This window comes from Roseateles sp. GW821-FHT03B02 (assembly GCF_059421025.1).
In genome coordinates this window covers 94,889-116,394 of sequence record NZ_JBWKUV010000011.1, presented here as the reverse complement: position 1 = coordinate 116,394, position 21,506 = coordinate 94,889, and the positions used below count along the sequence as shown (strand labels likewise).

Annotated in this window: 17 protein-coding genes and 2 tRNA genes; 12 read left to right on the top strand and 7 right to left on the bottom strand. The window is 69.7% G+C overall.

The window, feature by feature from the left end; translation table 11 throughout:
* Positions 1-82: 82 nt before the first annotated feature.
* Positions 83-331, bottom strand: a complete 249-nt coding sequence (locus AC07VX_RS24515; protein WP_493166799.1) for a DUF4212 domain-containing protein — start codon at positions 329-331, stop codon at positions 83-85.
* A gap of 59 nt (positions 332-390) precedes the next feature.
* Between AC07VX_RS24515 and prfB the strand changes: the two genes are divergently transcribed.
* The 5 genes from prfB to AC07VX_RS24490 all read left to right on the top strand — a co-directional run bounded on the left by prfB (position 391) and on the right by AC07VX_RS24490 (position 6,825).
* Positions 391-1,495 (top strand): peptide chain release factor 2 gene (gene prfB / locus AC07VX_RS24510; RefSeq protein WP_493166798.1). Its coding sequence is split into 2 segments (ribosomal slippage): positions 391-471 and positions 473-1,495, totalling 1,104 coding nucleotides; the frame shifts between segments, so codons are not numbered across the junction.
* 86 nt (positions 1,496-1,581) lie between these two features.
* The gene (gene pepN, locus AC07VX_RS24505; RefSeq protein WP_493166797.1) at positions 1,582-4,245 is read left to right on the top strand and encodes an aminopeptidase N; all 2,664 of its coding nucleotides are present in this window, start codon (positions 1,582-1,584) and stop codon (positions 4,243-4,245) included.
* A 3-nt stretch (positions 4,246-4,248) separates the two neighbouring features.
* Complete coding sequence (locus tag AC07VX_RS24500) at positions 4,249-5,265, top strand: class 1 fructose-bisphosphatase (protein ID WP_493166796.1); 1,017 nt, start codon at positions 4,249-4,251, stop codon at positions 5,263-5,265.
* A gap of 43 nt (positions 5,266-5,308) precedes the next feature.
* Positions 5,309-5,384: transfer RNA gene (locus AC07VX_RS24495), tRNA-Thr, on the top strand.
* 187 nt (positions 5,385-5,571) lie between these two features.
* Complete coding sequence (locus tag AC07VX_RS24490; protein ID WP_493166795.1) at positions 5,572-6,825, top strand: NRAMP family divalent metal transporter; 1,254 nt, start codon at positions 5,572-5,574, stop codon at positions 6,823-6,825.
* Between the two features lie 19 nt (positions 6,826-6,844).
* Here AC07VX_RS24490 and AC07VX_RS24485 read toward each other — a convergent pair whose 3' ends face one another.
* From AC07VX_RS24485 to AC07VX_RS24470, 4 genes are all read right to left on the bottom strand, one after another.
* Positions 6,845-7,534 carry an N-acyl amino acid synthase FeeM domain-containing protein gene (locus AC07VX_RS24485; protein WP_493166794.1) on the bottom strand — a complete coding sequence of 230 codons (690 nt, stop codon included), beginning with the start codon at positions 7,532-7,534 and terminating at the stop codon, positions 6,845-6,847.
* A 99-nt stretch (positions 7,535-7,633) separates the two neighbouring features.
* Positions 7,634-8,875, bottom strand: coding sequence for a bifunctional 4-carboxymuconolactone decarboxylase/3-oxoadipate enol-lactonase PcaCD (gene pcaCD / locus AC07VX_RS24480; RefSeq protein ID WP_493166793.1), 1,242 nt, complete (start codon positions 8,873-8,875; stop codon positions 7,634-7,636).
* A gap of 98 nt (positions 8,876-8,973) precedes the next feature.
* Complete coding sequence (locus tag AC07VX_RS24475) at positions 8,974-9,708, bottom strand: SapC family protein (RefSeq protein WP_493166792.1); 735 nt, start codon at positions 9,706-9,708, stop codon at positions 8,974-8,976.
* Positions 9,705-11,009, bottom strand: coding sequence for a hemolysin family protein (locus AC07VX_RS24470; protein WP_493166791.1), 1,305 nt, complete (start codon positions 11,007-11,009; stop codon positions 9,705-9,707). The genes AC07VX_RS24475 and AC07VX_RS24470 overlap by 4 nt, the downstream gene beginning before the upstream one ends.
* A gap of 127 nt (positions 11,010-11,136) precedes the next feature.
* Here AC07VX_RS24470 and AC07VX_RS24465 point away from each other — a divergent pair, with 127 nt between their 5' ends.
* The 7 genes from AC07VX_RS24465 (at position 11,137) to AC07VX_RS24435 (ending at position 17,809) form a co-directional block, all read left to right on the top strand.
* Entirely contained in the window at positions 11,137-11,961 is an 825-nt protein-coding gene (locus AC07VX_RS24465; protein ID WP_493166790.1) for a symmetrical bis(5'-nucleosyl)-tetraphosphatase, read from the top strand.
* 14 nt (positions 11,962-11,975) lie between these two features.
* Positions 11,976-12,065 (top strand) — tRNA-Ser (locus AC07VX_RS24460).
* Between the two features lie 28 nt (positions 12,066-12,093).
* On the top strand, positions 12,094-12,261 hold the full coding sequence (locus tag AC07VX_RS24455) for a hypothetical protein (protein WP_493166789.1): 168 nt from the start codon (positions 12,094-12,096) through the stop codon (positions 12,259-12,261).
* Positions 12,251-12,973: an ABC transporter ATP-binding protein gene (locus AC07VX_RS24450; protein WP_493166788.1), complete on the top strand. Its 723-nt coding sequence runs from the start codon at positions 12,251-12,253 to the stop codon at positions 12,971-12,973. Before AC07VX_RS24455 ends, AC07VX_RS24450 begins: the two co-directional genes overlap by 11 nt.
* The gene (locus tag AC07VX_RS24445) at positions 12,973-15,348 is read left to right on the top strand and encodes an ABC transporter permease (protein WP_493166787.1); all 2,376 of its coding nucleotides are present in this window, start codon (positions 12,973-12,975) and stop codon (positions 15,346-15,348) included. The genes AC07VX_RS24450 and AC07VX_RS24445 overlap by 1 nt, the downstream gene beginning before the upstream one ends.
* Positions 15,349-15,350: 2 nt before the next feature.
* Positions 15,351-16,544 (top strand): efflux RND transporter periplasmic adaptor subunit, encoded by a 1,194-nt coding sequence (locus AC07VX_RS24440; RefSeq protein WP_493166786.1) that lies wholly within the window; start codon positions 15,351-15,353, stop codon positions 16,542-16,544.
* Positions 16,541-17,809, top strand: a complete 1,269-nt coding sequence (locus AC07VX_RS24435; RefSeq protein ID WP_493166785.1) for a putative glycoside hydrolase — start codon at positions 16,541-16,543, stop codon at positions 17,807-17,809. Before AC07VX_RS24440 ends, AC07VX_RS24435 begins: the two co-directional genes overlap by 4 nt.
* A gap of 15 nt (positions 17,810-17,824) precedes the next feature.
* Here the strand turns inward: AC07VX_RS24435 and AC07VX_RS24430 are convergent, their stop codons facing one another.
* Together AC07VX_RS24430 and AC07VX_RS24425 are read right to left on the bottom strand one after the other, a co-directional pair.
* The gene (locus tag AC07VX_RS24430) at positions 17,825-19,741 is read right to left on the bottom strand and encodes a hypothetical protein (protein WP_493166784.1); all 1,917 of its coding nucleotides are present in this window, start codon (positions 19,739-19,741) and stop codon (positions 17,825-17,827) included.
* Positions 19,742-19,912: 171 nt separating this feature from the next.
* Positions 19,913-21,481 carry an ABC transporter substrate-binding protein gene (locus AC07VX_RS24425; RefSeq protein ID WP_493166783.1) on the bottom strand — a complete coding sequence of 523 codons (1,569 nt, stop codon included), beginning with the start codon at positions 21,479-21,481 and terminating at the stop codon, positions 19,913-19,915.
* Positions 21,482-21,506 lie beyond the last annotated feature (25 nt).

The following is a 21,506-nucleotide window of genomic DNA, read 5'->3' as shown; positions in this document are numbered from 1 at the left end:
CGCCTGCCTGAAGTTCTAGCATGCGTGCCGGGCAGCCACAAGCCCACGACCGCGGTGGTGGCGGGGCACCGGCCCCGGCGGCTCAAGGCTCCGCGCCCATGTCCTTTTCCAGCCGGCTCATGCGCGCTGCGTAGACGATGACGATGGCGCAGAAGCCGAGCAGCGCTCCCTGGGACGCCAGCCAGAAGCCCAGCGGCCAGCCGAACACCTCGACGCTGAGTTCACGCGCGAAGTACACCGGCGCGAAGGCCACGAACGCCCAGGCCAGCAGCAGCCAGGCCGTGAGGCGGCGGCTGCGGCGCCAGTAGTCCAGCGGTGCCGGGGCTGTCATGGCGGCCATTCTCTCCCATGAGAAAATCCGCGTTTTGCCAGAACAAGACGTGCCCTGACATGGACATCGAACACATCAACCAAATCGGCAACAGCCTCGCCGACCTCGCAGCGCGCACCGACGCGCTAAGGGGGTATCTTTGACTTCGATCGCAAAGCCCTGCGCCTGAACGAAGTCAACGCGTCGCTGGAGAACCCCAACGTCTGGAACGACCCCAAGCGGGCCCAGGAACTAGGCAAGGAAAAGCGCACGCTGGAAGTCGTGGTCGAGACGATCACGCATCTGACGACCTCGCTGGCGGACAACGCCGAGCTCTTCGAGATGAGCAAGGAGGAAGGCGACGAGGCCGGCATGCTGGCCATCGAGGCCGACGCGGCCACGCTGCAGGCCAAGGTCGAGGAACTCGAGTTCCGCCGCATGTTCAACAACCCGGCCGACCCGAGCAACTGCTTCATCGACATCCAGGCCGGCGCCGGCGGCACCGAGGCCTGCGACTGGGCCGGCATGCTGCTGCGCCAGTACCTGAAGTACTGCGAGCGCAAGGGCTTCAAGGCCACGCTGGAAGACGAGACGCCCGGCGACGTGGCCGGCATCAAGAGCGCGACGATCAAGGTGGAGGGCGAGTACGCCTTCGGCCTGCTGCGCACCGAGACAGGCGTGCACCGCCTGGTGCGCAAGTCGCCCTTCGACTCCTCCGGCGGCCGCCACACGTCGTTTGCGTCGCTGTTCGTCTACCCCGAGGTGGATGACTCGATCGAGATCGACATCAACCCGGCCGATGTGCGCACCGACACCTTCCGCGCCTCGGGTGCCGGCGGCCAGCACATCAACAAGACCGATTCGGCCGTGCGCCTGACGCACATCCCGACCGGCATCGTCGTGCAATGCCAGGACGGCCGTAGCCAGCACAGCAACCGCGACGTCGCCTGGCGCCGGCTGCGCTCGCGGCTTTACGACCATGAGATGAAGAAGCGCATGGAAGAACAGCAGAAGCTGGAAGACACCAAGACCGACGTCGGCTGGGGTCACCAGATCCGCTCCTACGTGCTGGACCAGAGCCGCATCAAGGACCTGCGCACCAACTACGAGACCTCGGCGACGCAGAAGGTGCTGGACGGCGACCTCGACCCGTTCATCACCGAGTCCCTCAAGCAAGGCGTCTGACGCCCCCCGGGGGCCGCCAGCACGGCCTCTTCTCTTTCCTGCCGCCGCGGCGGCCCTGCTTTTTCCTCACCCCAAGGAAGCCCCTCATGCGTGAAGGCACCGCCACCCTGATCCAACGCCTGGACTACCAGCAGCCGGCGTTTTGGATCCGCAAGGTCGACCTGACGTTCGACCTTGACCCCGCCAAGACCCTGGTCACCAGCAGGATGCAGATCGAGCGCAACCGCGCCGTCCCCCACGGCCCGCTGCGCCTGCACGGCGAGGAACTGAACCTGCTGCGCGTGCTGATCGACGGCGCCAGCGTCTCCTTCCGCCAGGAAGGGCACGAGCTGATCATCGAAGGCGCGCCGGATGCCGACTTCGCGCTGGAGATCCGCAACACCTGCTGCCCCGAGAAAAACACGGCCCTCTCCGGCCTCTACACCTCAGGCGGCAGCTTCTTCACGCAGTGCGAGGCCGAAGGCTTCCGCCGCATCACCTACTTCCTGGACCGCCCGGACGTGATGGCCGTCTACACGGTCACGCTGCGCGCCGACAAGGCCCGCTTCCCCATCCTGCTGGCCAATGGCAACCTGACCGACAGCGGCCTGCTTGAGAACGGTCGCCACTTCGCTGTCTGGAGCGATCCCTTCCCCAAGCCCAGCTACCTGTTCGCCGTCGTGGCCGGTGACCTGGTCGCGCGCGAGCAGCGCGTGCGCACCCGCGCCGGCAAGGACCACCTGCTGCAGGTCTATGTCCGCCGTGGCGACCTCGAGAAGACCGAGCATGCGATGAACTCGCTGATCGCCTCCATCGTCTGGGACGAGGCCCGCTTCGGCCTGCCGCTGGACCTGGAGCGCTTCATGGTGGTCGGCGTGTCCGACTTCAACATGGGCGCGATGGAGAACAAGGGCCTGAACATCTTCAACACCAGCGCCCTGCTGGCCTCGCCCGCCACCGCGACCGACGCCGACTTCAACCGCATCGAGTCCATCGTCGCCCACGAGTACTTCCACAACTGGACCGGCAACCGCGTGACCTGCCGCGACTGGTTCCAGCTGTCGCTGAAGGAGGGCCTGACCGTCTTCCGCGACCAGGAGTTCTCGATGGACATGGCCGGCACGCCGTCGGCACGCGCCGTCTGCCGCATCCAGGACGTGCGCCAGCTGCGCGCCATGCAGTTCCCCGAGGACAGCGGCGCCATGGCCCACCCGGTGCGCCCGGACAGCTACAGCGAGATCAACAATTTCTACACCGCCACCGTCTACGAGAAGGGTTCGGAAGTCGTCCGCATGTACCAGACCCTGGTCGGCCGCCAGGGCTTCGAGGCGGGCATGAAGCTCTACTTCGATCGCCACGACGGCCAGGCCGTGACCTGCGACGACTTCGCGCAGGCCATCGCCGACGCCAACCCCGGCTCGCAGCTGACGACGCGCCTGGACGCCTTCAAGCGCTGGTACTCGCAAGCCGGCACGCCGCGCGTGACCGCCCGCGGCGAGCATGACGCCGCCTCCCGCACCTTCACGCTGCGCTTCACCCAGCACACGCCCGCCACGCCCGGCCAGAGCGACAAGCAGCCCCAGGTCATCCCCATCGTGATGGGCCTGCTGGACCGCCACGGCGCAGCCCTGCCGCTGAACGCTGCCAGCGACACCGAGCAGGTGCTGGTGCTGGACCAGGCCGAGCAGACCTTCGTCTTCGAGAACATTGACAGCGAACCCGTGCCCTCGCTGCTGCGCGGCTTCTCGGCGCCCGTCGTGCTGGACGACGGCCTGTCCGACGCCGGCCTGCTCGTGCTGATGCGCCACGACAGCGACCCTTTCAACCGCTGGGAAGCCGGCCAGCGCCTGGCGCTGAACCGCATCCTGTCGGCGCTGCGCGCCGGCCAGCCACTGGTGCTGAGCCCCGCCTTCATCGAAGCGATGCGCGGCGTGCTCAACCACCCCGAGCTGGACCCCGCCTTCAAGGAGCTGGCGCTGACGCTGCCGGGCGAGAGCTACATCGCCGAGCAGCTCGACGTGGTGGACCCGCAGGCCATCCACGCCGCCGTCATGACCGCCCAGGCCCAGCTCGCCAGCGCGCTGCGCAGCGACTGGGCCGCCGCCTTCGAGGCTCACCAGATCCAGGGCGGCTACACGCCCGATCCGGTCTCATCGGGCAAGCGGGCCCTGGCCAATCTGGCGCTGTCCATGCTCGTGCTGGACGCGCAGACGACCGGCGACACCGTGTGGCCGGGCAAGGCCTACCAGCGTTTCAAGGACGCGTCCAACATGACGGAGCGCCTGGGCGCCCTGGCCGCGCTCGTCAACGCGAACGCCGAGCTCGCCGTGCCGGCGCTGGAACGCTTCCACGCGCTGTTCAAGGACGATGCCCTCGTCGTGGACAAGTGGTTCGCCCTGCAGGCTCGTGCGCCCGAGACCGACGGCCGCGTGTTCACGCGCGCCAAGTCCCTGCTCAAGCACCCGGACTTCAGCCTGAAGAACCCCAACCGGGCCCGCAGCGTGCTGGCCTCGCTGTGCATGTTCAACCCGGCCGCCTTCCACCGCGCCGACGCGGCGGGCTATGTGTTCTGGGCCGAGCAGGTGCTGGCCATCGACGCCATCAACCCACAGCTCGCCAGTCGCATCGCCCGCGCGATGGACCGCTGGGCCGTCCTCGCCGAGCCCTACCGCACGGCGGCCCGCGAGGCCGTGGCGCGCGTGGCGGCCAAGCCCGACCTCTCCAGCGACGTGCGCGAGATCGTCGAGCGCGCCCTGGCGTCGGGAGGCTGAGTGATGTCCCGCCAGACCAGCCTGACCCAATACCTCGTCGAGCAGCAGCGCGAGCACGGCCACATCCCGCAGGAGTTACGCCTGCTGATCGAGGTGGTCGCACGCGCCTGCAAGCGCATCGCCATCGCCGTCAACAAGGGCGCCCTGGGTGACGTGCTCGGCACCGCCGGCAGTGAGAACGTGCAGGGCGAGGTGCAGAAGAAGCTCGACATCATCGCCAACGAAGTGCTGATCGAAGCCAACGAATGGGGCGGCCACCTCGCCGCCATGGCCAGCGAGGAGATGGACGGCATCTACGTCGTGCCCAACCGCTACCCTCAGGGCGAATACCTGCTGCTGTTCGATCCGCTGGACGGCTCCAGCAACATCGACGTCAACGTCTCCATCGGCACCATCTTCAGCGTGCTGCGCAAGGTGGGCCACTCGCGCGGCGTCAGCGAGGACGACTTCCTGCAGCCCGGCAAGCAGCAGGCTGCGGCCGGCTACTGCGTCTACGGCCCGCAGAGCATGCTGGTGCTGACGGTGGGCGACGGCGTGGCCGTCTTCACGCTGGACCGCGAGACGGGTTCGTGGGTGTTGACGCAGGACCAGGTGCGCATTCCCGAGGACACCAAGGAATTCGCGATCAACATGTCCAACATGCGCCACTGGGCGCCGCCGATGCGCCGCTACATCGACGAATGCCTGGCCGGCTCCACCGGCCCGCGCGCCAAGGACTTCAACATGCGCTGGGTGGCCAGCATGGTGGCCGACGTGCACCGCATCCTCACGCGCGGCGGCGTCTTCATCTACCCGTGGGACCAGCGCGAGCCCGACAAGCCTGGCAAGCTGCGGCTGATGTACGAGGCCAACCCCATGGCCTTCATCGTCGAACAGGCCGGTGGCGCAGCCACCAACGGCGCCGAGCGCATCATGAACCTGCAGCCCACCAAACTGCACGAGCGCGTGGCCGTTGCCCTGGGCTCCAAGAACGAGGTCGAACGCATCACGGCGTACCACCGCGACGAACCTCGAAAATAGTCGCTATAATGGCGGGCTTGACGCGCTGCCCGGCAGCGCATCAGCCGGCATAGCTCAGTTGGTAGAGCAGCGCATTCGTAATGCGAAGGTCGGGGGTTCGACTCCTCTTGCCGGCACCACTCTCAAAAGCCAGTTGATCGAAAGGTCAACTGGCTTTTTCTGTAGCTAGAACGTAGCTCCTATCAAATTGTCGAGGCGCGAGGCTGCTTTCTGCAAGACTGCGGCTTCATGACGAAGTCCGCCAGACCAGCCTCGAAACCAGGGCGCAAGCCCTCGTCTAGGCCTCCTGCGGAGGACGACGGCAACGTGCTGAAGCGCCTGGGGCCCGGGCTCATCACCGGTGCGGCGGATGACGACCCCAGCGGCATCGCCACCTACAGCCAGGCCGGCGCCCAGTTCCGCTTCGGGCTGATCTGGGCGCTGCTGCTGACCACGCCGCTGATGATCGCGGTGCAGATGGTGTCTGCCCGCATCGGCTACATCACCGGCCAGGGGCTGGCGGCCAATATCGCGCGAGTCTGTCCGCGCTGGCTTGCGGCTGCGGTCGTGCTGCTGCTGGTGGTTGCCAACACGATCAACATCGCTGCCGACGTGTCCGCCATGGCCGAGGCCACCCGGCTTCTCGTTCACGGCCCGCAGTGGGTCTATGTCGTCGCCTTCGGCGGACTGTCTGCCGCGGCCCAGGTCTATGTCTCCTACGAGCGCACCGTGCGCATCCTCAAATACCTGACCCTGGTGCTGTTCTCCTACGTCGCCGTGGTGCTGGTCATCCAGGTGCCCTGGACGCGGGCACTGTCGGAGGCCGCGGCGCCATGGCGCCATCTGGGCGGTGGCTCGGCCAGGGACTACGCGGCCATGGTCGTGGCCCTGCTGGGCACGACCATCTCGCCCTATCTCTTCTTCTGGCAGGCCACCCAGGAAGTCGAAGACCAGAAATGCCGGCCCGCGGTCGATCAGCAGCGCCACCGCCCCAGCCGCATGAAGGCGCATCTGAGATACATCCGCCAGGACACCTTCGTCGGCATGCTGTTCTCCAACGGCATCGCGCTGTGCATCATGTTGTCGACGGCCGTGGCACTCAACCTGCAGGGGCAGGCCGATGTGAAATCGTCCGCTGACGCCGCCGCGGCACTGCAGCCTATCGCGGGCGACTTCGCCTTCGCCGTCTTCAGTCTGGGCATCATCGGCACGGGGCTGCTGGCCATCCCGGTGCTGGCAGGCTCGGCTGCCTATGCAGTCAGCGAGATCTTCGGCTGGCGCGCCGGCCTGTCCAGGCGCTTCCAGGACGCGCGCGGCTTTTACGCCATCATCCTCGCCGCGACGCTGCTGGGCACCGGCCTCAGCCTGCTCCAGGTGGACGCGATGTCGGCGCTGGTGTGGAGCGCCGTCATCAACGGCGTGATCGCCGTGCCCATCATGGCCCTCATGCTCGTCATCGGACGCTCACGGGCGCTGATGGGCAGGTTCGTCGTGCCCAGGCGGATGGAGATCCTGGGCTGGCTCGCCACCGCCGTGATGGGCGTGGCGGCGCTGGTGATGCTGCTGACGATGGCGCTCTGAAGCGGGCGCGGACGTCCGCTCAGGGCAGCTTGGCCAGCATGGCGGCCTCGGTGGCCTCGTCCCACGCCAAGGGGTAGAGGCAGCGCGCCTGGGTCAGTACCTCCGGGCGCCCGCCCCACAGCGCGATCTGCTCGCGCACCGTCGCGAAATCGATGCTCATCAGCACGGCAGGCGCGTTCACGCGCGGATTGTGGCGAGCCGTCGTGAAGGGCAGCAGGCCCAGATAGCGGCGATAGAAGGCGACATGGCGCGGGTTGACCTCGATGATGAGGCGCTCGCAGCGGGCCTTGCGGTGGGCGTGCAGGTAGCCGAGGTGGAAGATCTGCGCCAGCACGCGCTTGGCATTGTGGGAATGCCGGTCGACGGCCAGGCTGCCGAATTCGCAGAGCTTGACGCCTGCGGCCCGCCATTCGGCCAGTTCGGCCTCGAACAGCTGATCGGCATGCAGGCCGCCCTTGCCATCAAAGCGCACCGACAGCGTGCCGACGATCTGCTCGCCGTTGCGGGCCGTGCAGACGATGTCGCCGGCCTCGTTGCGGCTGCTGTAGCGCTCCTTGGCGACGGCCAGGCCACGATCCCCGTAGCGACGCTCGACCAGGTCGTAGGCATCGCCGTCCAGCGAGCCGAAATCGCTGTCCAACTCCAGCGGCGGGCCGCCATGGGGGTTGAGCGGTGTGCGGCGGCTTTCTTCGAAGAAGCTTGGGATCATTGACAGCATCCTTGGCGCCCAACGCGCCGAGGGGCGGAGTCTAGGGAGTGAAACGACCCATTTCAGCGCCGCTCACAGACCGATACATCTAATTTCAAGTCAGACGTGGGTTTGCACGTCACCCAAAAAGGCGACAACGGCGGCCTCGAACGTGGTGGGTTGCTCCACAGGGCCCAGATGCGAGGCCTGGTCCAGCATGCAAAGCCGGGCCTGGGGGATGGAGGCTGCCAGCGCGGCGAGGCGGTCGGGCGGCACGCCGCCATCCAGTGCACCGCCGATGACGAGGGTGGGGCCCGCCCAGCCGGCCAGGGCGCCACGCAGGTCGGCGTCGCGCACGGCGGCGCAGGCCTGGGCATAGGCTGCCGGGTCCTGGGCCAGCAGGATGTGCCGCAGCAGGGCCTCCACCTCGGGGCTGGCCTCGCGCAGCGCCGGGTTCAGGTAGCGCGCCAGCGCGGCTTCCGAGACCGCCGCCATGCCCTGGCTGCGCACCGCCTCGATGCGGGCGTCGAAGGCAGCGCGCGCCGCCTCGGGGTAGTGGGCATCGCAATGCGCCAGCACCAGGCCGCGCAGCAGCGCGGGCCGCGTCGCCGCCAGCTGTTGGGCCACCAGGCCGCCGAGCGACAGCCCGAGCATGACGACGGGGCCGCGCCCCCATTCGTTGACGAGCCGGGCGGCATCCTCGCCCAGTTCGGCCAGGCCCCAGTCGCCGCCGGGCCGGGGCGAGCGTCCGTGGCCGCGCAGGTCGTAGCGCAGCGTCGGGTGGCCGCGAGCGGCGAGGCGGCTGGCAAGGCCCTGCCAGATGGCTTCGCTCAGGCCCAGGGGATGGGCCAGCAGCACCGGGACCTTGTCGCCGTCGCCCTGCAGGACGACGGACAGCTGCGGCTGGCTGAACGTGGTGTGGCGGCGCTCGCGCACCGACTTCAACAGCGGCGCCGGCTCGGGCTTGATGCCCAGTTCGGCCAGCAGGGCAGCCGTGCGCTTGAAGGCCGTGTTGGCCGCCGGCACGCCGGCATAGATGCCACCCTGCATCAGAACCTCGCGCACGGTTTCGGGCGCGACGCCGGCCGCCAGCGTCGCGCGGCAGTGCAGCTCGAACTCCTCCCAGCGGCCCAGGGCCATCGTGAAGGCGAGCACGAGCAGGCGGCGCGTCTCGGTGGGCAGGCCGGGACGGGTCCAGACGGCATCCCAGGCGTAGCGGGTAATGAGGTCCTGGAAATCGGCGTTGAAGGCGGTCGCATCCAGCGTCGCGCGGCGCACCCAGACGTCGCCCAGCACCTCGCGGCGGCGCGCCAGGCCATGGTCGAAATCGTCGCGGCGGTCGTCGTCAGTCGGTGCTTGCATGGAACTCTCCTGGGGCGGGCATAGGTCGATGATGCGGTAGGCGACGGAGCAAGAAAAAGGCCACGCAATGCGTGGCCTCATGCGCAGGTGAGGACGGCTCAGGCCGCGTACTTGCCCACCAGGCGGTTCATGTTGGTCAGCGACAGGCGGTGCATCTCGATCAGCGCAATCAGGCCGTTGCGATGCAGCTCCAACACCTTGGCGTCGGGCAGCTCGGCGTACTTCTTCTCGTCCAGGGCCAGGAAGCCTTCGACGTCGAACTTCTCGCCGTTGGGCAGCGTCGCCTCGAAGCGCATGTCCTGCAGCAGCTCCATCTCGACGAGCAGGTTGCAGATCAGGCGGGTGCGCTCGGCCTCCTGCTCGAAGTTTTCGAGGAAGGCCTTGGCGTTCAGCAGGAACTCAGTGGGCTGGCCGTCCTTGAACAGGGCCTCGCCGGTGGTCTCGTTGAAGGCCGGCCACTTGGTGTCGTAGCAAACGGCCATGTTGCTGGAGCTCTCGTCCAGGCGAGCCATCACGAAGGGGTAGCGGCGCACATAGGCGGGCACGTAGCTGCCCGTCCACTTGTCGCCCTCGACGAAGAGGTTCGAGCCCGAACGCAGGCCCAGCACGGCCAGCGGCGCCACGGCGGGCTTGCTGTCCGGGCCGGCATTGCCGGCGCGCACGAAGACGATGGGGTACTCCTTGCAGGCGTCGCCGAACTCGACCGCGGCCAGGAAGACCGAGTTCTGGTCGGCCACGCGGCTGACAACGGCCTGGTCGGTGTCCAGCTTCAGGTTCTTGTGGACTTCGCGGTCCAGCGGCAGCAGTTCGCCGTACATCGGGGGGTTGCTCATGATTCTTTCTCTCCAGGTTCGGCCAGGCGACTGACCAGCACTTTGTCCACACGCTTGCCATCGAGGTCCACGACCTCGAATCTCCACGCGTCCCACTCCACGACATCGGTCGTGCGCGGCAAGCGCCCCAGCAGCAGCATGATCATGCCGGCCAGGGTGTTGTAGCGCCCACGGTCCTCTTCGGGCAGTTCCTTCAACTCCAGGCGGTCCTTCAGCTCGGGCACGGGGATCAGGCCGTCGATCAGCCAGCTCCCGTCCTCGCGCTGCACCGCCCAGGCGTCGCCGTCGCTCGGGGCATTGAACTCCCCGGCGATGGCTTCCAGCACGTCGCGCACGGCAATCACGCCCTGCACCTCGCCGTACTCATCGACGACGAAGACCAGCGGCGCGTCCGACACGCGGAAATGTTCCAGCAACTCCATGCCCGACAGCGTCTCGGGCACGAACAGCGGCGGCTCCAGGCCCGCCGTCAGGTCCAGCGCCTGGCCCTCCAGCATGCCGGCCAGCAGCGCCGGCGCGTTGGCCACGCCCAGCACCTCGTTGAGCCCGCCTCGACAGACCGGGTAGCGGCTGAAGCCATGCTCGCGCAGCACGGCCAGCACCTCGGCCGGCGTCGCGTCCACGTCCAGCCAGGCGATCTCGGCGCGCGGGATCATCATCGAGCCGATCTGGCGCTCGTCCAGGCGGAACACGTTGCGCACCATCTGGTGCTCGTGCTCCTCGATGACCCCGGCGTCCAGGCCTTCCTCCAGGCTGGCGGCGATCTCCTCTTCCGTCACGCCGCGCTGGCCCTTGTTGCGCAGGCCTAGCAACCCCAGCGTCGCCTCGGTCGTCACGCTCAGCAAACGCACCAGCGGCCGAGCGGCGATGGAGATGAAGTTCATCGTCGGCGCGACGAGGCGCGCCACGGTCTCGGGGTAGATCTGGCCGACGCGCTTGGGCACCAGTTCGCCGAAGACGATGGTCAGCAACGTGATGATGACGACCACCAGGGCCGTCGCGGCGATCTCGGTCGCGTGCGGGTGCAGGCCGAAGGTCTGGCTCAGCCAGACCGACAGCGGGCCGGAGAAGGCCGCATCGCCGACGATGCCGTTCAGCACCCCGATGCCCGTGATGCCGATCTGCACCGTCGACAGGAACTTGGTGGGGTTGTCGTGCAGGTCCATCGCGGCCTGCGCCCCACCCTCGCCGCTTTCCACCATCACCTGCAGTCTCGCCTTGCGGCTGGCGGTCAGCGCCATCTCCGACATTGCGAAAAGTCCGTTGAGAACGATCAGGAAGAGAACGAGAGCGGTGTCCATCGAAGGCGCCAGATCAAGGGAAAACCCGAGGCGGCGCGCGGTTAAAAACGAAGCCCGGGAGACTATCAGAAGGCCATGACCAAACCCACCGTGCGATCCCTCGCTCGGGGGCCGGGACAATCACGACATGAATTACCTGATCGGCGACGTCCAGGGCTGCTGCGACGCGCTGGAGCGGCTGCTGCAACGCCTCGATTTCTCCCCGTCGCGCGACCGGCTCTGGCTGCTCGGCGACCTCGTCAACCGCGGGCCGCAGTCGCTGGCCACGCTGCGCAAGCTCATCCGGCTCGGCAGCGCGGCCACCTGCCTGCTCGGCAACCACGACCTGCACCTGCTGGCCGCCGCCCACGGCGTGCGCCGCCCGCACCGCGGCGACACGCTGGACGACATCCTCGCCGCCCCCGACCGCGACGCGTTGACCGACTGGCTGCGCCAGCAGCGCATGGCCGTCTTCGAGGCCGGTTGGCTGATGGTGCACGCCGGCGTGGCGCCGCAGTGGAGCCGTGACGACACGCTGGCCGTGGCGGCCGAGGTCGAGGCCGTGCTGCGCGGCCCCGACCTGCCCGACTTCCTGCGCGCCATGTACGGCAACGAGCCGGCCCGCTGGGACCCTGCCCTCACCGGCGCCTCGCGGCTGCGCTTCACCGTCAACGCCCTCACCCGGCTGCGCTTCTGCAGCGCTGACGGCGACATGGACTTCCAGACCAAGGACGGCGCCGGCGCCGCGCCGCAAGGCTTCATGCCCTGGTTCGACGTGCCGGGCCGGCAGACCGAGGACACGTCCATCGCATTCGGCCACTGGTCGACGCTGGGCCTGCTGGACCGCCCTCGCCTGCTCGGCCTGGACACCGGCTGCATCTGGGGCGGCCGGCTGACCGCGGCACGCGTGGACGGCACGCGGCGCGAGATCATCCAGGTGGGCTGCGAGCAGGCGCAGCGCCCGGGCTCGTAGAATGCGCGTCCCACGGAGGCTTGGGGGAGCGGTTTAACCCAACGGTCTTGAAAACCGTCGGCCGGTCAAACGGCCCGTGAGTTCGAATCTCACAGCCTCCGCCAGTACGGCCGCAGCGGCGGCGCCGACACGGTGACGGACCTCAAGATGCATCCGGACCGGCGTGACTTGACCCAGCGCAAGACAGCTGGCCGCGCGACCGAGCAACATGGCGAAGCCATGCATCGTCCCCTCGACATCCCCGTCCGCAAGACAGGCAAGCCGCCCCAGGCGGCCGGCTGGGACGCCCATGGCGGCTGAGCCCGCCGCCCCGCCCTTGTTCCAGGCCCGGGGCCTGAGCAAGACCTATCGCACCGGCGAGGTCGAGGTGCAGGCCTTGCGGGAAGTCGATCTCGACGTGCAGCGGGGCGAGTTCATCGTGCTGCTGGGAGCCTCCGGCAGCGGCAAGTCGACGCTGCTAAACATCCTGGGCGGCCTGGACACGCCGACCGCCGGCGAGATCAGCTTTGCCGGCCAGGCGCTGAACGGCGCCAGCGAGGCCGTGCTGACCGCCTACCGCCGGGAGCATGTCGGCTTCGTCTTCCAGTTCTACAACCTCATCCCCAGCCTCACGGTGCGGGAGAACGTCGCCCTCGTCACCGACATCGCCCGCGACCCCATGCCGGCCGACGAAGCGGTCGCTCTTGTCGGCCTGGCCCCGCGGGCGCACCACTTCCCGTCGCAACTGTCGGGCGGCGAGCAGCAGCGCGTCGCCATCGCGCGCGCCATCGTCAAGCGCCCCGAGGTGCTGCTGTGCGACGAGCCGACCGGCGCGCTGGACTACCAGACCGGCAAGCTGGTGCTGGAGGTGATTGCGCGCGTCAACCGCGAGATCGGCACGACGGCCATCGTCATCACGCACAACGCCGCCATCGCGGCCATGGCCGACCGCGTCATCTACCTGGGCGACGGCCGCATCCAGCGCATCGAGACGAACGCGCGGCGGCTCTCGCCCTCCGAGCTGAGCTGGTGATGCGCGCACTGGACCGCAAGCTGCTGCGCGACCTGCGCCAGATGTGGAGCCAGGCGCTGACCATCGCCCTCGTCGTGGCCAGCGGCATCGCCGGCTTCGTGACCAGCCTGTCGGCGGTGGACTCGCTGGCGCTGGCGCGCGACCGCTTCTACGCCGAGGGCCGCTTCGCCGATCTCTTCGCCGGCGTGAAGCGCGCGCCCCGTGCCCTGGAGGCGGCCCTGCGCGAGGTGCCCGGCGTGGCCGACGTGCAGACCACCGTGGAAGCCGCCGTGCGCGTCTCCATTCCCGGCCTGGCGGACCCCATCATCGGGCAGCTCATCGGCCTGGACCGCCGGCAGCCGCCGCGCATGAACCTCGTCAGCGTCAGCGCCGGGCTGCGCCTGGACGCGCTCGGCGACGCCGGCACGGACGGGTCGCTGCCGGCGCTGGTCAACGAGGGCTTCGCGCAGGCCCGCGGCCTGCGGCCGGGCGACGTGGTGGACGCCCTGGTCAACGGCAAGCAGCGCCGGCTGCGCATCGTCGGCACGGCGCTGTCGCCCGAGTACATCTTTGCCGGCCTCTGGGGCATGCCCGACCTGCGCGGCTTCGGCGTGTTCTGGCTGGACCGCGACGCGTTGGCCGCCGCCTACGACATGCAGGGCGCCTTCAACCGCGTGGCCGTGAAGCTCGCGCCCGGTGCGTCGGCGGACGACACCATGGCGGGCCTGGCGCGCCAGCTGGCCCGCTACGGCGGACGCGACGTGCATGGCCGCGAGGACCAGGTGTCACACCAGATGCTGGACAACGAGATCAAGGAGCAGCGCGTGCTGGGCACGGTGCTGCCGGCAATCTTCCTTGGCGTGGCGGCCTTCCTGCTCAACGTCGTCGTGACGCGCCTCGTCGGCACGCAGCGCGAGCAGATCGCCGCGTTGAAGGCGCTGGGCTACCCGAACGCGAGCATCGCCGCCCACTACCTCAAGCTGGTGCTGGCCATCGTGGCGGCCGGCCTGCTGCTGGGGCTGGCGCTGGGCGACTGGCTGGGCGGCGCCTTGACGCGCCTGTACGCCGAGTTCTTCCACTTCCCGCGCTTCGAGCACCGGCTCGCCGCGCCGCTGGTGCTCATCAGCGCCGCCATCACCGTGGGCACTGCGGTGCTCGGCACGCTGAGCGCCATCCTCGCCACGGTGCGCCTGGCGCCCGCCGAGGCCATGCGCCCGCCCGCACCCGGCCGCTACCGGCGCACCCTGCTCGAACGCCTGGGCATGCAGGCCATGGGCCCGGCGCTGCGCATGACCGTGCGCAACATGGAGCGCCGGCCGCTGCGTGCAGCGCTGGCCATTGGCGGCGTTGCCGCGGCCGTGGCCATCACCATCCTCGGCAATTATTTCCGCGATGCGATGGAGGCCATCATCGACACGCAGTTCACGCTTTCGCTGCGCGGCGACATGACGGTGTGGACGGCCGAGCCCGGCGATGCCTCCAGCGCGCGCCTGGCGCTGGCTCGGCTGCCCGGGGTCACCGGCGTGGAGACGACGCGCTTCGTGCCCGTGGCGATGAGCTTCGGGCACAGGCACGAGCGGGTGCTGGTGCGGGGCTTCGCGCCGCGGCCCGAGCTGTACCGGATCATCGACGTGGACAACCGCCAGATCCCGCTCGAAGGCCGCGGCCTGCTGCTGACCGACCGGCTGGCCGCCAAGCTTCAGGTCAAGCCGGGCGACCGCGTCTGGATCGAGGTGCTGGAGGGCGAGCCGCGCCGCGTCGAGCTGCAGGTCGGCGGCACGGTGCGCGACATGATGGGCCTGAACGCCTACATCGACCGCAACGCGCTGAACCAGATCCTGGGCGACGGCGACCTCGGCGGCGGCCACGTGCTGGCCGTCGAGCGCGGCCGCGAGGCCGAGGTGCTGGCTGCCACGCAGCGGCTGCCGCGCGTGGCCGGCGCCTTCAGCAAGGCCACGATGGTGCGCAACATGCAGGAGATCAGCGCGCGCAACGTGCGCATCATGAGCACCATCCTGACGGTGTTCGCCAGCGTCATCGCGGTGGGCGTGGTCTACAACAATGCCCGCATCGTGCTGGCCGAGCGCGGTTGGGAGCTGGCCAGCCTGCGGGTGCTGGGCTTCACGCGCGCGGAGGTGTCGGCCATGCTGCTGGGCGAGATGGCCATCACCATCGCCATCGCGCTGCCGCTGGGCATGGTGCTGGGCTGGGCGCTGATCCATGCCATCTCGGAGCTGCTGAAGTCGGACCAGTTCTTTTTTCCGGTCGTCATCCGCGCGCGCACCTATGCCTGGGCCGCGTTGTGCGTGGTGGCGGCCGGCATCGCCAGCGGCGCCGTCGTGCGCCGCCGCATCGACCGGCTCGACATGGTGGCCGTGCTGAAGACCAGGGAGTAAAGATGAAAACCTCGACCCAGCTGGCCCTCGCCGGCGTCACCGTCGCCGCCCTGCTGGCCATCGCCTGGGCGTTCGCGCCGCGCCCGCTGGAGGTGGAGACGGCGCCGGTCAAGGAAGGCCCCTTCGAGGCAACCGTGGACGAGGACGCGCGCACCCGCCTGCGGGACCGCTACGTCGTGTCGGCGCCGCTGGCCGGGCGGCTGGACCGCATCGCGCTGCGCGAGGGCGACACGGTGGCGGCGGGTGAGCTCGTTGCCACGCTGACGCCGTCGCTGTCGCCGCTGCTGGACGAACGCAGCCTGCGCGAGCTGCGCGCGCGGGTGGAGGCGGCGCAGGCCGGCATGGAGCGCGCGGCCGCCCGCGTTGAAGGCGCCAAGGTGGCCGTGCTGCAGGCGCGCAACGAGGCCCGGCGCAGCGAGGAACTGGCGCGGCAGGGTTTCGTCGCGCCCACCAAGCTGGAGGCCGACCGCCTGGCGCTGCTGGCGGCGCAGAAGGATCACGAGGCCGCCTCGGCCGAACAGCATGTCGCCAGCCACGAGGTCGAACAGGCGCGTGCCGCCCTGGGCGTTGCGCAGCGCGGCGGCAGCCCTGCATTCCTGCTGCGCGCGCCGGTGGGCGGCCGCGTGCTGCGGGTGGTGCAGGCCAGCGAAACCAGCGTGCCGCTGGGCGCGCCGTTGCTGGAGCTTGGCGACACCGCGCGCATGGAGATCGTCGCCGACTATCTGACGACCGAAGCCGTGAAGCTCAAGCCCGGGCAGGCCGCGCACATCGAGCGCTGGGGCGGCCCCGGCGAGCTACTCGGCCGGGTGCGGCTGGTCGAGCCGGGTGCCTTCACCAAGGTGTCGGCGCTGGGCGTGGAGGAGCAGCGCGTGCGGGTGCTGATCGACCTGACGAGTCCTGCCGAGCAGTGGCGCCAGCTGGGCGACGCCTATCGCGTGGGCGTACGCGTCGTCGCGCTGTCCGAGCCGCGCGCGTTGCAGGTGCCGCTGGCGGCCGTCTTCCCCCGCAGCGACGCGCCCGGCATGGCGGTGTTCGTGCTGGACGGCGAACGCGCGCGGCTGCAGCCCGTGGACGTGGCCGCGCGCAGCAGCACGCACGCCTGGGTGCGGGGGCGCCCCGCCGCCGGCACGGCCGTCATCCTCTACCCGGCGGCAGCGGTGACGGACGGCGCGCGGGTGCGCCCGCGCAAGGTGTGAGGCCGCGCGCCGGGTTGGCGGGCGCCTTGCTGGCCTGCACGCTGCTGGCCAGCAAGGCGCAGGCGGGCGCCGTGACCGGCATCGTGCGCGACGCCGAAACGGGCCGGCCCGTTCCCCAGGCCTTCATCGTCGCCGGCGGGCAGATGGGGCGCAGCGATGGCCAGGGCCGCTTCGAGCTGGACGCCACGGGCGAGCCGCTGACGGTCACGGTGCGCGCGGCCGGCTATGCCAGGCATCGCGGCGAGGTCGCGCCGGCCGTACCGCTGGCGGTGGCGCTGCGGCCCGTGCGGCCCAAGGCGCTGTACCTGTCCGCCTACGGCATCGGCAGCCCGCTGCTGCGCGGCGAAGCGCTGACGCTGATCCGCCAGACGGAACTGAACGCGCTGGTCATCGACGTGAAGGGCGACCGCGGCCTGGTGCCCTACGCCAGTGCGGCCGTGGCCGCTGCCGGCCTGCCGCAGCCCCTGGTCACCGTGCGCGACATGCCGGCCCTGCTGCAGGACCTGCGCGGGCGCGGGCTCTACCTTATCGCGCGCATCGTCGCGTTCAAGGACGAGCCCTACGCGATGGCCCACCCGGCCTGGGCGGTGCACGACGCCCGCGGCCAGGTCTGGCGGGACCGCGAAGGGCTGGCCTGGATCGATCCTTTCCGGCGCGAGGCCTGGGAACGCAACCTCGCGCTGGCCGAGGAGGCCGCGCGGCTCGGCTTCGACGAGATCCAGTTCGACTACCTGCGCTTTCCCGACGCCACCGGGCTGACGTTTGCCGAACCCGACACCGAGGCGGGCCGCGTCGCCGCGATCACCGGGTTTCTCGACGCCGCCCGCGAGCGCCTGGCCCGCCACAACGTCTTCATCGCCGCCGACATCTTCGGCTACGTGGCCTGGAACAGCGGCGACACGCACATCGGCCAGCAGCTGGAGGCCGTGGCTGCCCGCGTCGACTACCTGTCCCCCATGCTCTACCCCTCGGGTTTCAGCTTCGGCATTCCCGGCCACCGGGACCCGGTGGCGGAGCCCTACGACATCGTCCAGCACAGCCTGCAGCGCGCCATCGAGCGCACCGGGCTGCCGGGGTCGCGGTTCCGCCCCTGGCTGCAGGCCTTCCGCGACTACGCCTTCGACCGGCGGGCCTTCGGCGAGCACGAGATACGGCGCCAGATCGAGGCCGCCGACGCGGCGGGCACCCATGGCTGGATGCTGTGGAACCCCGGCAACCGCTACACCGGCGACGGCCTGGAGCGCGAGCCGCCCGCGCCGCCGTGACGCGCGGCAACGAACTCAGGGCCTGGCGGTGTAGCGCGTGTGCAAGCGCCGGCCCTGGGAATCCATGGCCTGCAGCCACAGCTCCGACGTGACGGCGCCGGCCGGCGTGTAGGCCGTGCTCAGCGTGGCGGCGGTCCTGGGCGGCAGGGGGGCCGCCGTGTCCACCACCGTGGGCGAGCCGCCGGCTGTGGGCGTGAAGACGCGCTTGATCTCGATGAGGCGCAGGTCGGGGTTGGCCGCGGCCCAGGTGGCCCAGTTGATGCTCAGCGTGCCGCTCTGCAGGTTGGCCGCAAACAGCGGGCTGGCGGCCGCCACGCCGTCCAGGGCGGGGAAGCGGGCCGCGGCCGGATCGCCGAGGACGTCGGCACGCAGCCAGGCGTTGCGCGTCTCGGCGACGCCGGAGATGGTGTAGCTGGCGATGTACTTGGCGCCGCGCACGCTGTCCACGCTGCCGATCCAGCCCACGGCCGCACGCTGGATGGCGAGGTCGCCGACGCCGCCGGTGGGGATCAGGTTGGTGGCCCCCGGCGTCGAGGACACGCACAAGTTCGGACGGTTGCAGTAGCCGAACGGGATGCTGAAGCCGCCGGGCAGCTGCACGGTGGCCGAGCTGATTAGCTGCACCGGCGGGTTGACCGGGATGGGGTCGGGCGTCTGCGCCTGGATCTCCACCTGCAGACCGATGCCGGGGTTGGGCGACACGGCGGTGCTGGCCGTGGCGTCGGCGTTCAGCGCCAGGAAGCCCAGCGGGTGCACGGCGACGGCCAGCTTCTTGCCGTTGCCGACGAGGTTCCACTTGTTGGTCGTCGTGGCAGCCTTGTTGTAGCTGACGGCATCGCTGAAGAGGTCCACGACGGTGCCGGTCGAGTCGCTGATGACGGCGCCCACCAGCACCTTGGCGCAGTTGCCGGCGGCCGGCGCGTCGTCGGCGCAGCCCAGCAGCTGGAAGCGGCCGAACTGGCGGTTGCCCGTCGTGTAGGTGGACAGGATGGCGGCGAGGTCGGCCTTGCCGCGGCCGTTGTGCTTGTCGTAGCCGCTGACGAGGGAGTGGGTCAGGATGGTGCTGACGTCGCGCCCCTGGGCGATGAGCTGGTTGAGCGCGGCGCCAAGGTCGTCCAGGCCGGCCAAGGTACCCAGCAGCGTCGTCGCGCTGGTGGAGGCCTTCAGCGTAGACGTGATGGCGTTGGCGGGCGTGCCGCTGGCCTTCAGCAACTCGGTCTGCGCCGTCGGCAGCTCGACGACGACCTCGGCCGTGGGCGCGGCGAGGAACTTGTTGCCGATCTGCAGCACCGGCACGTTGAGCCGGGAGCGGGCCAGATCCACTCGCACGCTCTCGATGAGCAGGTCATGGGCGCCCTTGTTGGCGGCGAAGGTCGAGTCGGCCAGCGGATCGAAGGCCGTGGCGTCGGTGATCTTCAGGTCGCTGATCTGGGTCTTGACCAGGGTCTTGAGAAAGGTGGCGGCCGCCGGCGCGGCCGTGGCCATCTGCGTGAGCTGGCTACCGCTGGTGGCCGCGGCCGCGAAGACGGGCGCGGGCTCCGTGCCCAGCGCCAGGGCCACGACGGCATTGGTCAGCGGCGTGACGTGGCCGACCATGGCGGCGCCGATGGCGGGCACGGCCGAGTGCAGCACCTGCATCGTGCCGGCGGCGTCCATGCCGCGCGCCTGGATGAAGAGGGGCGCGGCGGGGCTGGTGGTGTTCAGCGTCAGGCTGTAGCTGCCGTCGGCGGCATGCGTGGTGGCCGTGCCGACGGACTTGCCCTGGCCGTCCACGACGCTGACGGTGGCATTGACGAGGGGCGCGCCGGTGGCGGCCACGCCGCGCAGCGTGGGCGGGGTGGCGGGCGTGGACGAGTCCGAACCACCGCCCCCCCCGCCTCCGCAGGACGCGAGCAGCAGGACAAGGGCAAAAGCAGCGAGGCGGTACAGCATGGCGCGGGCGTGGATCTAGGCTCGACGAGTTTGCCCAGAGCACAAGTTCGCGTTCGCCGGAAAACTGGGCGAACTTAGGGCTTTACCGAGCGGCTCCCGCGGAACCGGCTTTGCCGGGCCGCGCGGAGCGCCCCGTGTGGGGCCGGCGCAGCCGGTAGGGGCGGGCCAAGTTCAGCGGCTGATCGTCACCCAGGCGAGTTCCAGCCAGTTGTCCGGGCGATGCACCGCCGCGACGTTGGCACGCGCCCCCCAGGGTACGACCTGGCGATGCAGCGGGATGACGTTGACCTGCTCGCGCAACTCGGCCAGCGCGCCGCGGATGAGCTGCTCGCGCTTCTTCGCATCGGGCTCGACGCTGGACTGCGCGGCCAGCGCGTCTGCACGGTCGTTGCGGAAGCCGCCGAAGTTGTAGTTGCCCACGCCCTTGTCGCCGCGCGTGCGGTACAGCGGCGTCAGGATGCTCTCGGCATCGGTGACCGAGCCGCCCCAGCCGTACAGGTAAAGGCTGGTGTCGTACTTCTCCAGCTTGGGGAAGTACAGCACCCGCGGCATGGCGTTGACCTTGACCCTGACCTTCAACTGCGCCCACATGGAGGCCAGCGCCGTGCAGATCTCCTCGTCGTTGATGTAGCGGTTGTTGGGGCAGTCCAGCGTGACCTCGAAGCCATCGGCGAAGCCGGCCTCCTGCATCAGCCTGCGTGCCGCGGCCAGGTCGTGCGGCAGGCGGGTCTGCAGCGCCAGGTCGTCGAAGGAGGCGTTGGCGGAGGGCGTCAGTGCGCCCGTGGGCACGGACAGCCCGCTCATCAGCTTGCTGCGGATGGCTTCGATGTCGATGGCCTGGTAGAGCGCGCGGCGCACGCGCACGTCCTTGAAAGGGTTCCTGTCGCCCGGCACGCTGCCGTAGAGCAGCTTGTCGCGCGACTGGTCCATGCCAATGAAGACGAGGCGGTTCTCCGGCCCCTCGATGACCTTGACGCCGGCCGTGTTGCGCAGGCGGGCGACGTCGCGCGGCGCGGGGTCCAGCACGAAGTCGATCTCGCCCGAGACGAGGGCGGCCAGGCGCGTGGCGTCGGTGGCGATGGGCGTGTAGACCACCTCCTGCAGATTGCCCTCCGCCTTGTTCCACCAGTTCGGGTTGCGCTTGAGGACGGTCTTGATGCCCGGCTGGCGGCTGGCCAGCATGAAGGGGCCGGTGCCGTTGGCGTTCAGCGCCGTGAAGCTCTCTTCCTTGTTCTTGAAGTCCAGCGGCCGGGTGACCTTGTGTGCCTCGCACCACTTGCGGCTCATGATCCAGAGCTGGTCGATGTGCTGCAGGAAGATCGGGTTGAAGGTGGCGAGCTGGAAGTCGACGGTGAGGTCATCGATCTTCTTCGGCGTGCCCACGGCGTTGGCCCAGACGGCGATCTGCGAGGTCGGCTCCTTGGCGCGCTGCACCGAGAAGACGACGTCATCCGCCGTCAGCGGCGTGCCGTCGTGGAACCTGACACCGGGGCGCAGCTTGAAGCGCCAGCTCAGCGGCCCGGTCTGGGCCCAGGAGGCGGCCAGGCCCGGCACCAGGGCCAATCGGGCGTCGCGGTTGGTCAGCCGCTCGTAGATCTGGCCGTTGACCATGTTGGTCAGGCTCTCGTTCTGGGAATCCGGGTCCATGGTCTGCGGGTCGCCCTGGCTGGCCCAGCGCAGGGTCTGGGCCGCGGCTCCGCAGGCCCATGCCAACAAGGCCACGCCAATCCATCGCTTCATCGCTGTTCTCCCAACTGCATGGCGC

Bases quoted from the DNA above. Each gene is read 5' to 3' on its own strand.
- AC07VX_RS24515 (WP_493166799.1), bottom strand. From the start codon at position 331: ATGACAGCCCCGGCACCGCTGGACTACTGGCGCCGCAGCCGCCGCCTC.
- pepN (WP_493166797.1), top strand. From the start codon at position 1,582: ATGCGTGAAGGCACCGCCACCCTGATCCAACGCCTGGACTACCAGCAG.
- AC07VX_RS24500 (WP_493166796.1), top strand. From the start codon at position 4,249: ATGTCCCGCCAGACCAGCCTGACCCAATACCTCGTCGAGCAGCAGCGC.
- AC07VX_RS24485 (WP_493166794.1), bottom strand. From the start codon at position 7,534: ATGATCCCAAGCTTCTTCGAAGAAAGCCGCCGCACACCGCTCAACCCC.
- pcaCD (WP_493166793.1), bottom strand. From the start codon at position 8,875: ATGCAAGCACCGACTGACGACGACCGCCGCGACGATTTCGACCATGGC.
- AC07VX_RS24475 (WP_493166792.1), bottom strand. From the start codon at position 9,708: ATGAGCAACCCCCCGATGTACGGCGAACTGCTGCCGCTGGACCGCGAA.
- AC07VX_RS24470 (WP_493166791.1), bottom strand. From the start codon at position 11,009: ATGGACACCGCTCTCGTTCTCTTCCTGATCGTTCTCAACGGACTTTTC.
- AC07VX_RS24465 (WP_493166790.1), top strand. From the start codon at position 11,137: ATGAATTACCTGATCGGCGACGTCCAGGGCTGCTGCGACGCGCTGGAG.
- AC07VX_RS24450 (WP_493166788.1), top strand. From the start codon at position 12,251: ATGGCGGCTGAGCCCGCCGCCCCGCCCTTGTTCCAGGCCCGGGGCCTG.
- AC07VX_RS24445 (WP_493166787.1), top strand. From the start codon at position 12,973: ATGCGCGCACTGGACCGCAAGCTGCTGCGCGACCTGCGCCAGATGTGG.
- AC07VX_RS24440 (WP_493166786.1), top strand. From the start codon at position 15,351: ATGAAAACCTCGACCCAGCTGGCCCTCGCCGGCGTCACCGTCGCCGCC.
- AC07VX_RS24430 (WP_493166784.1), bottom strand. From the start codon at position 19,741: ATGCTGTACCGCCTCGCTGCTTTTGCCCTTGTCCTGCTGCTCGCGTCC.
- AC07VX_RS24425 (WP_493166783.1), bottom strand. From the start codon at position 21,481: ATGAAGCGATGGATTGGCGTGGCCTTGTTGGCATGGGCCTGCGGAGCC.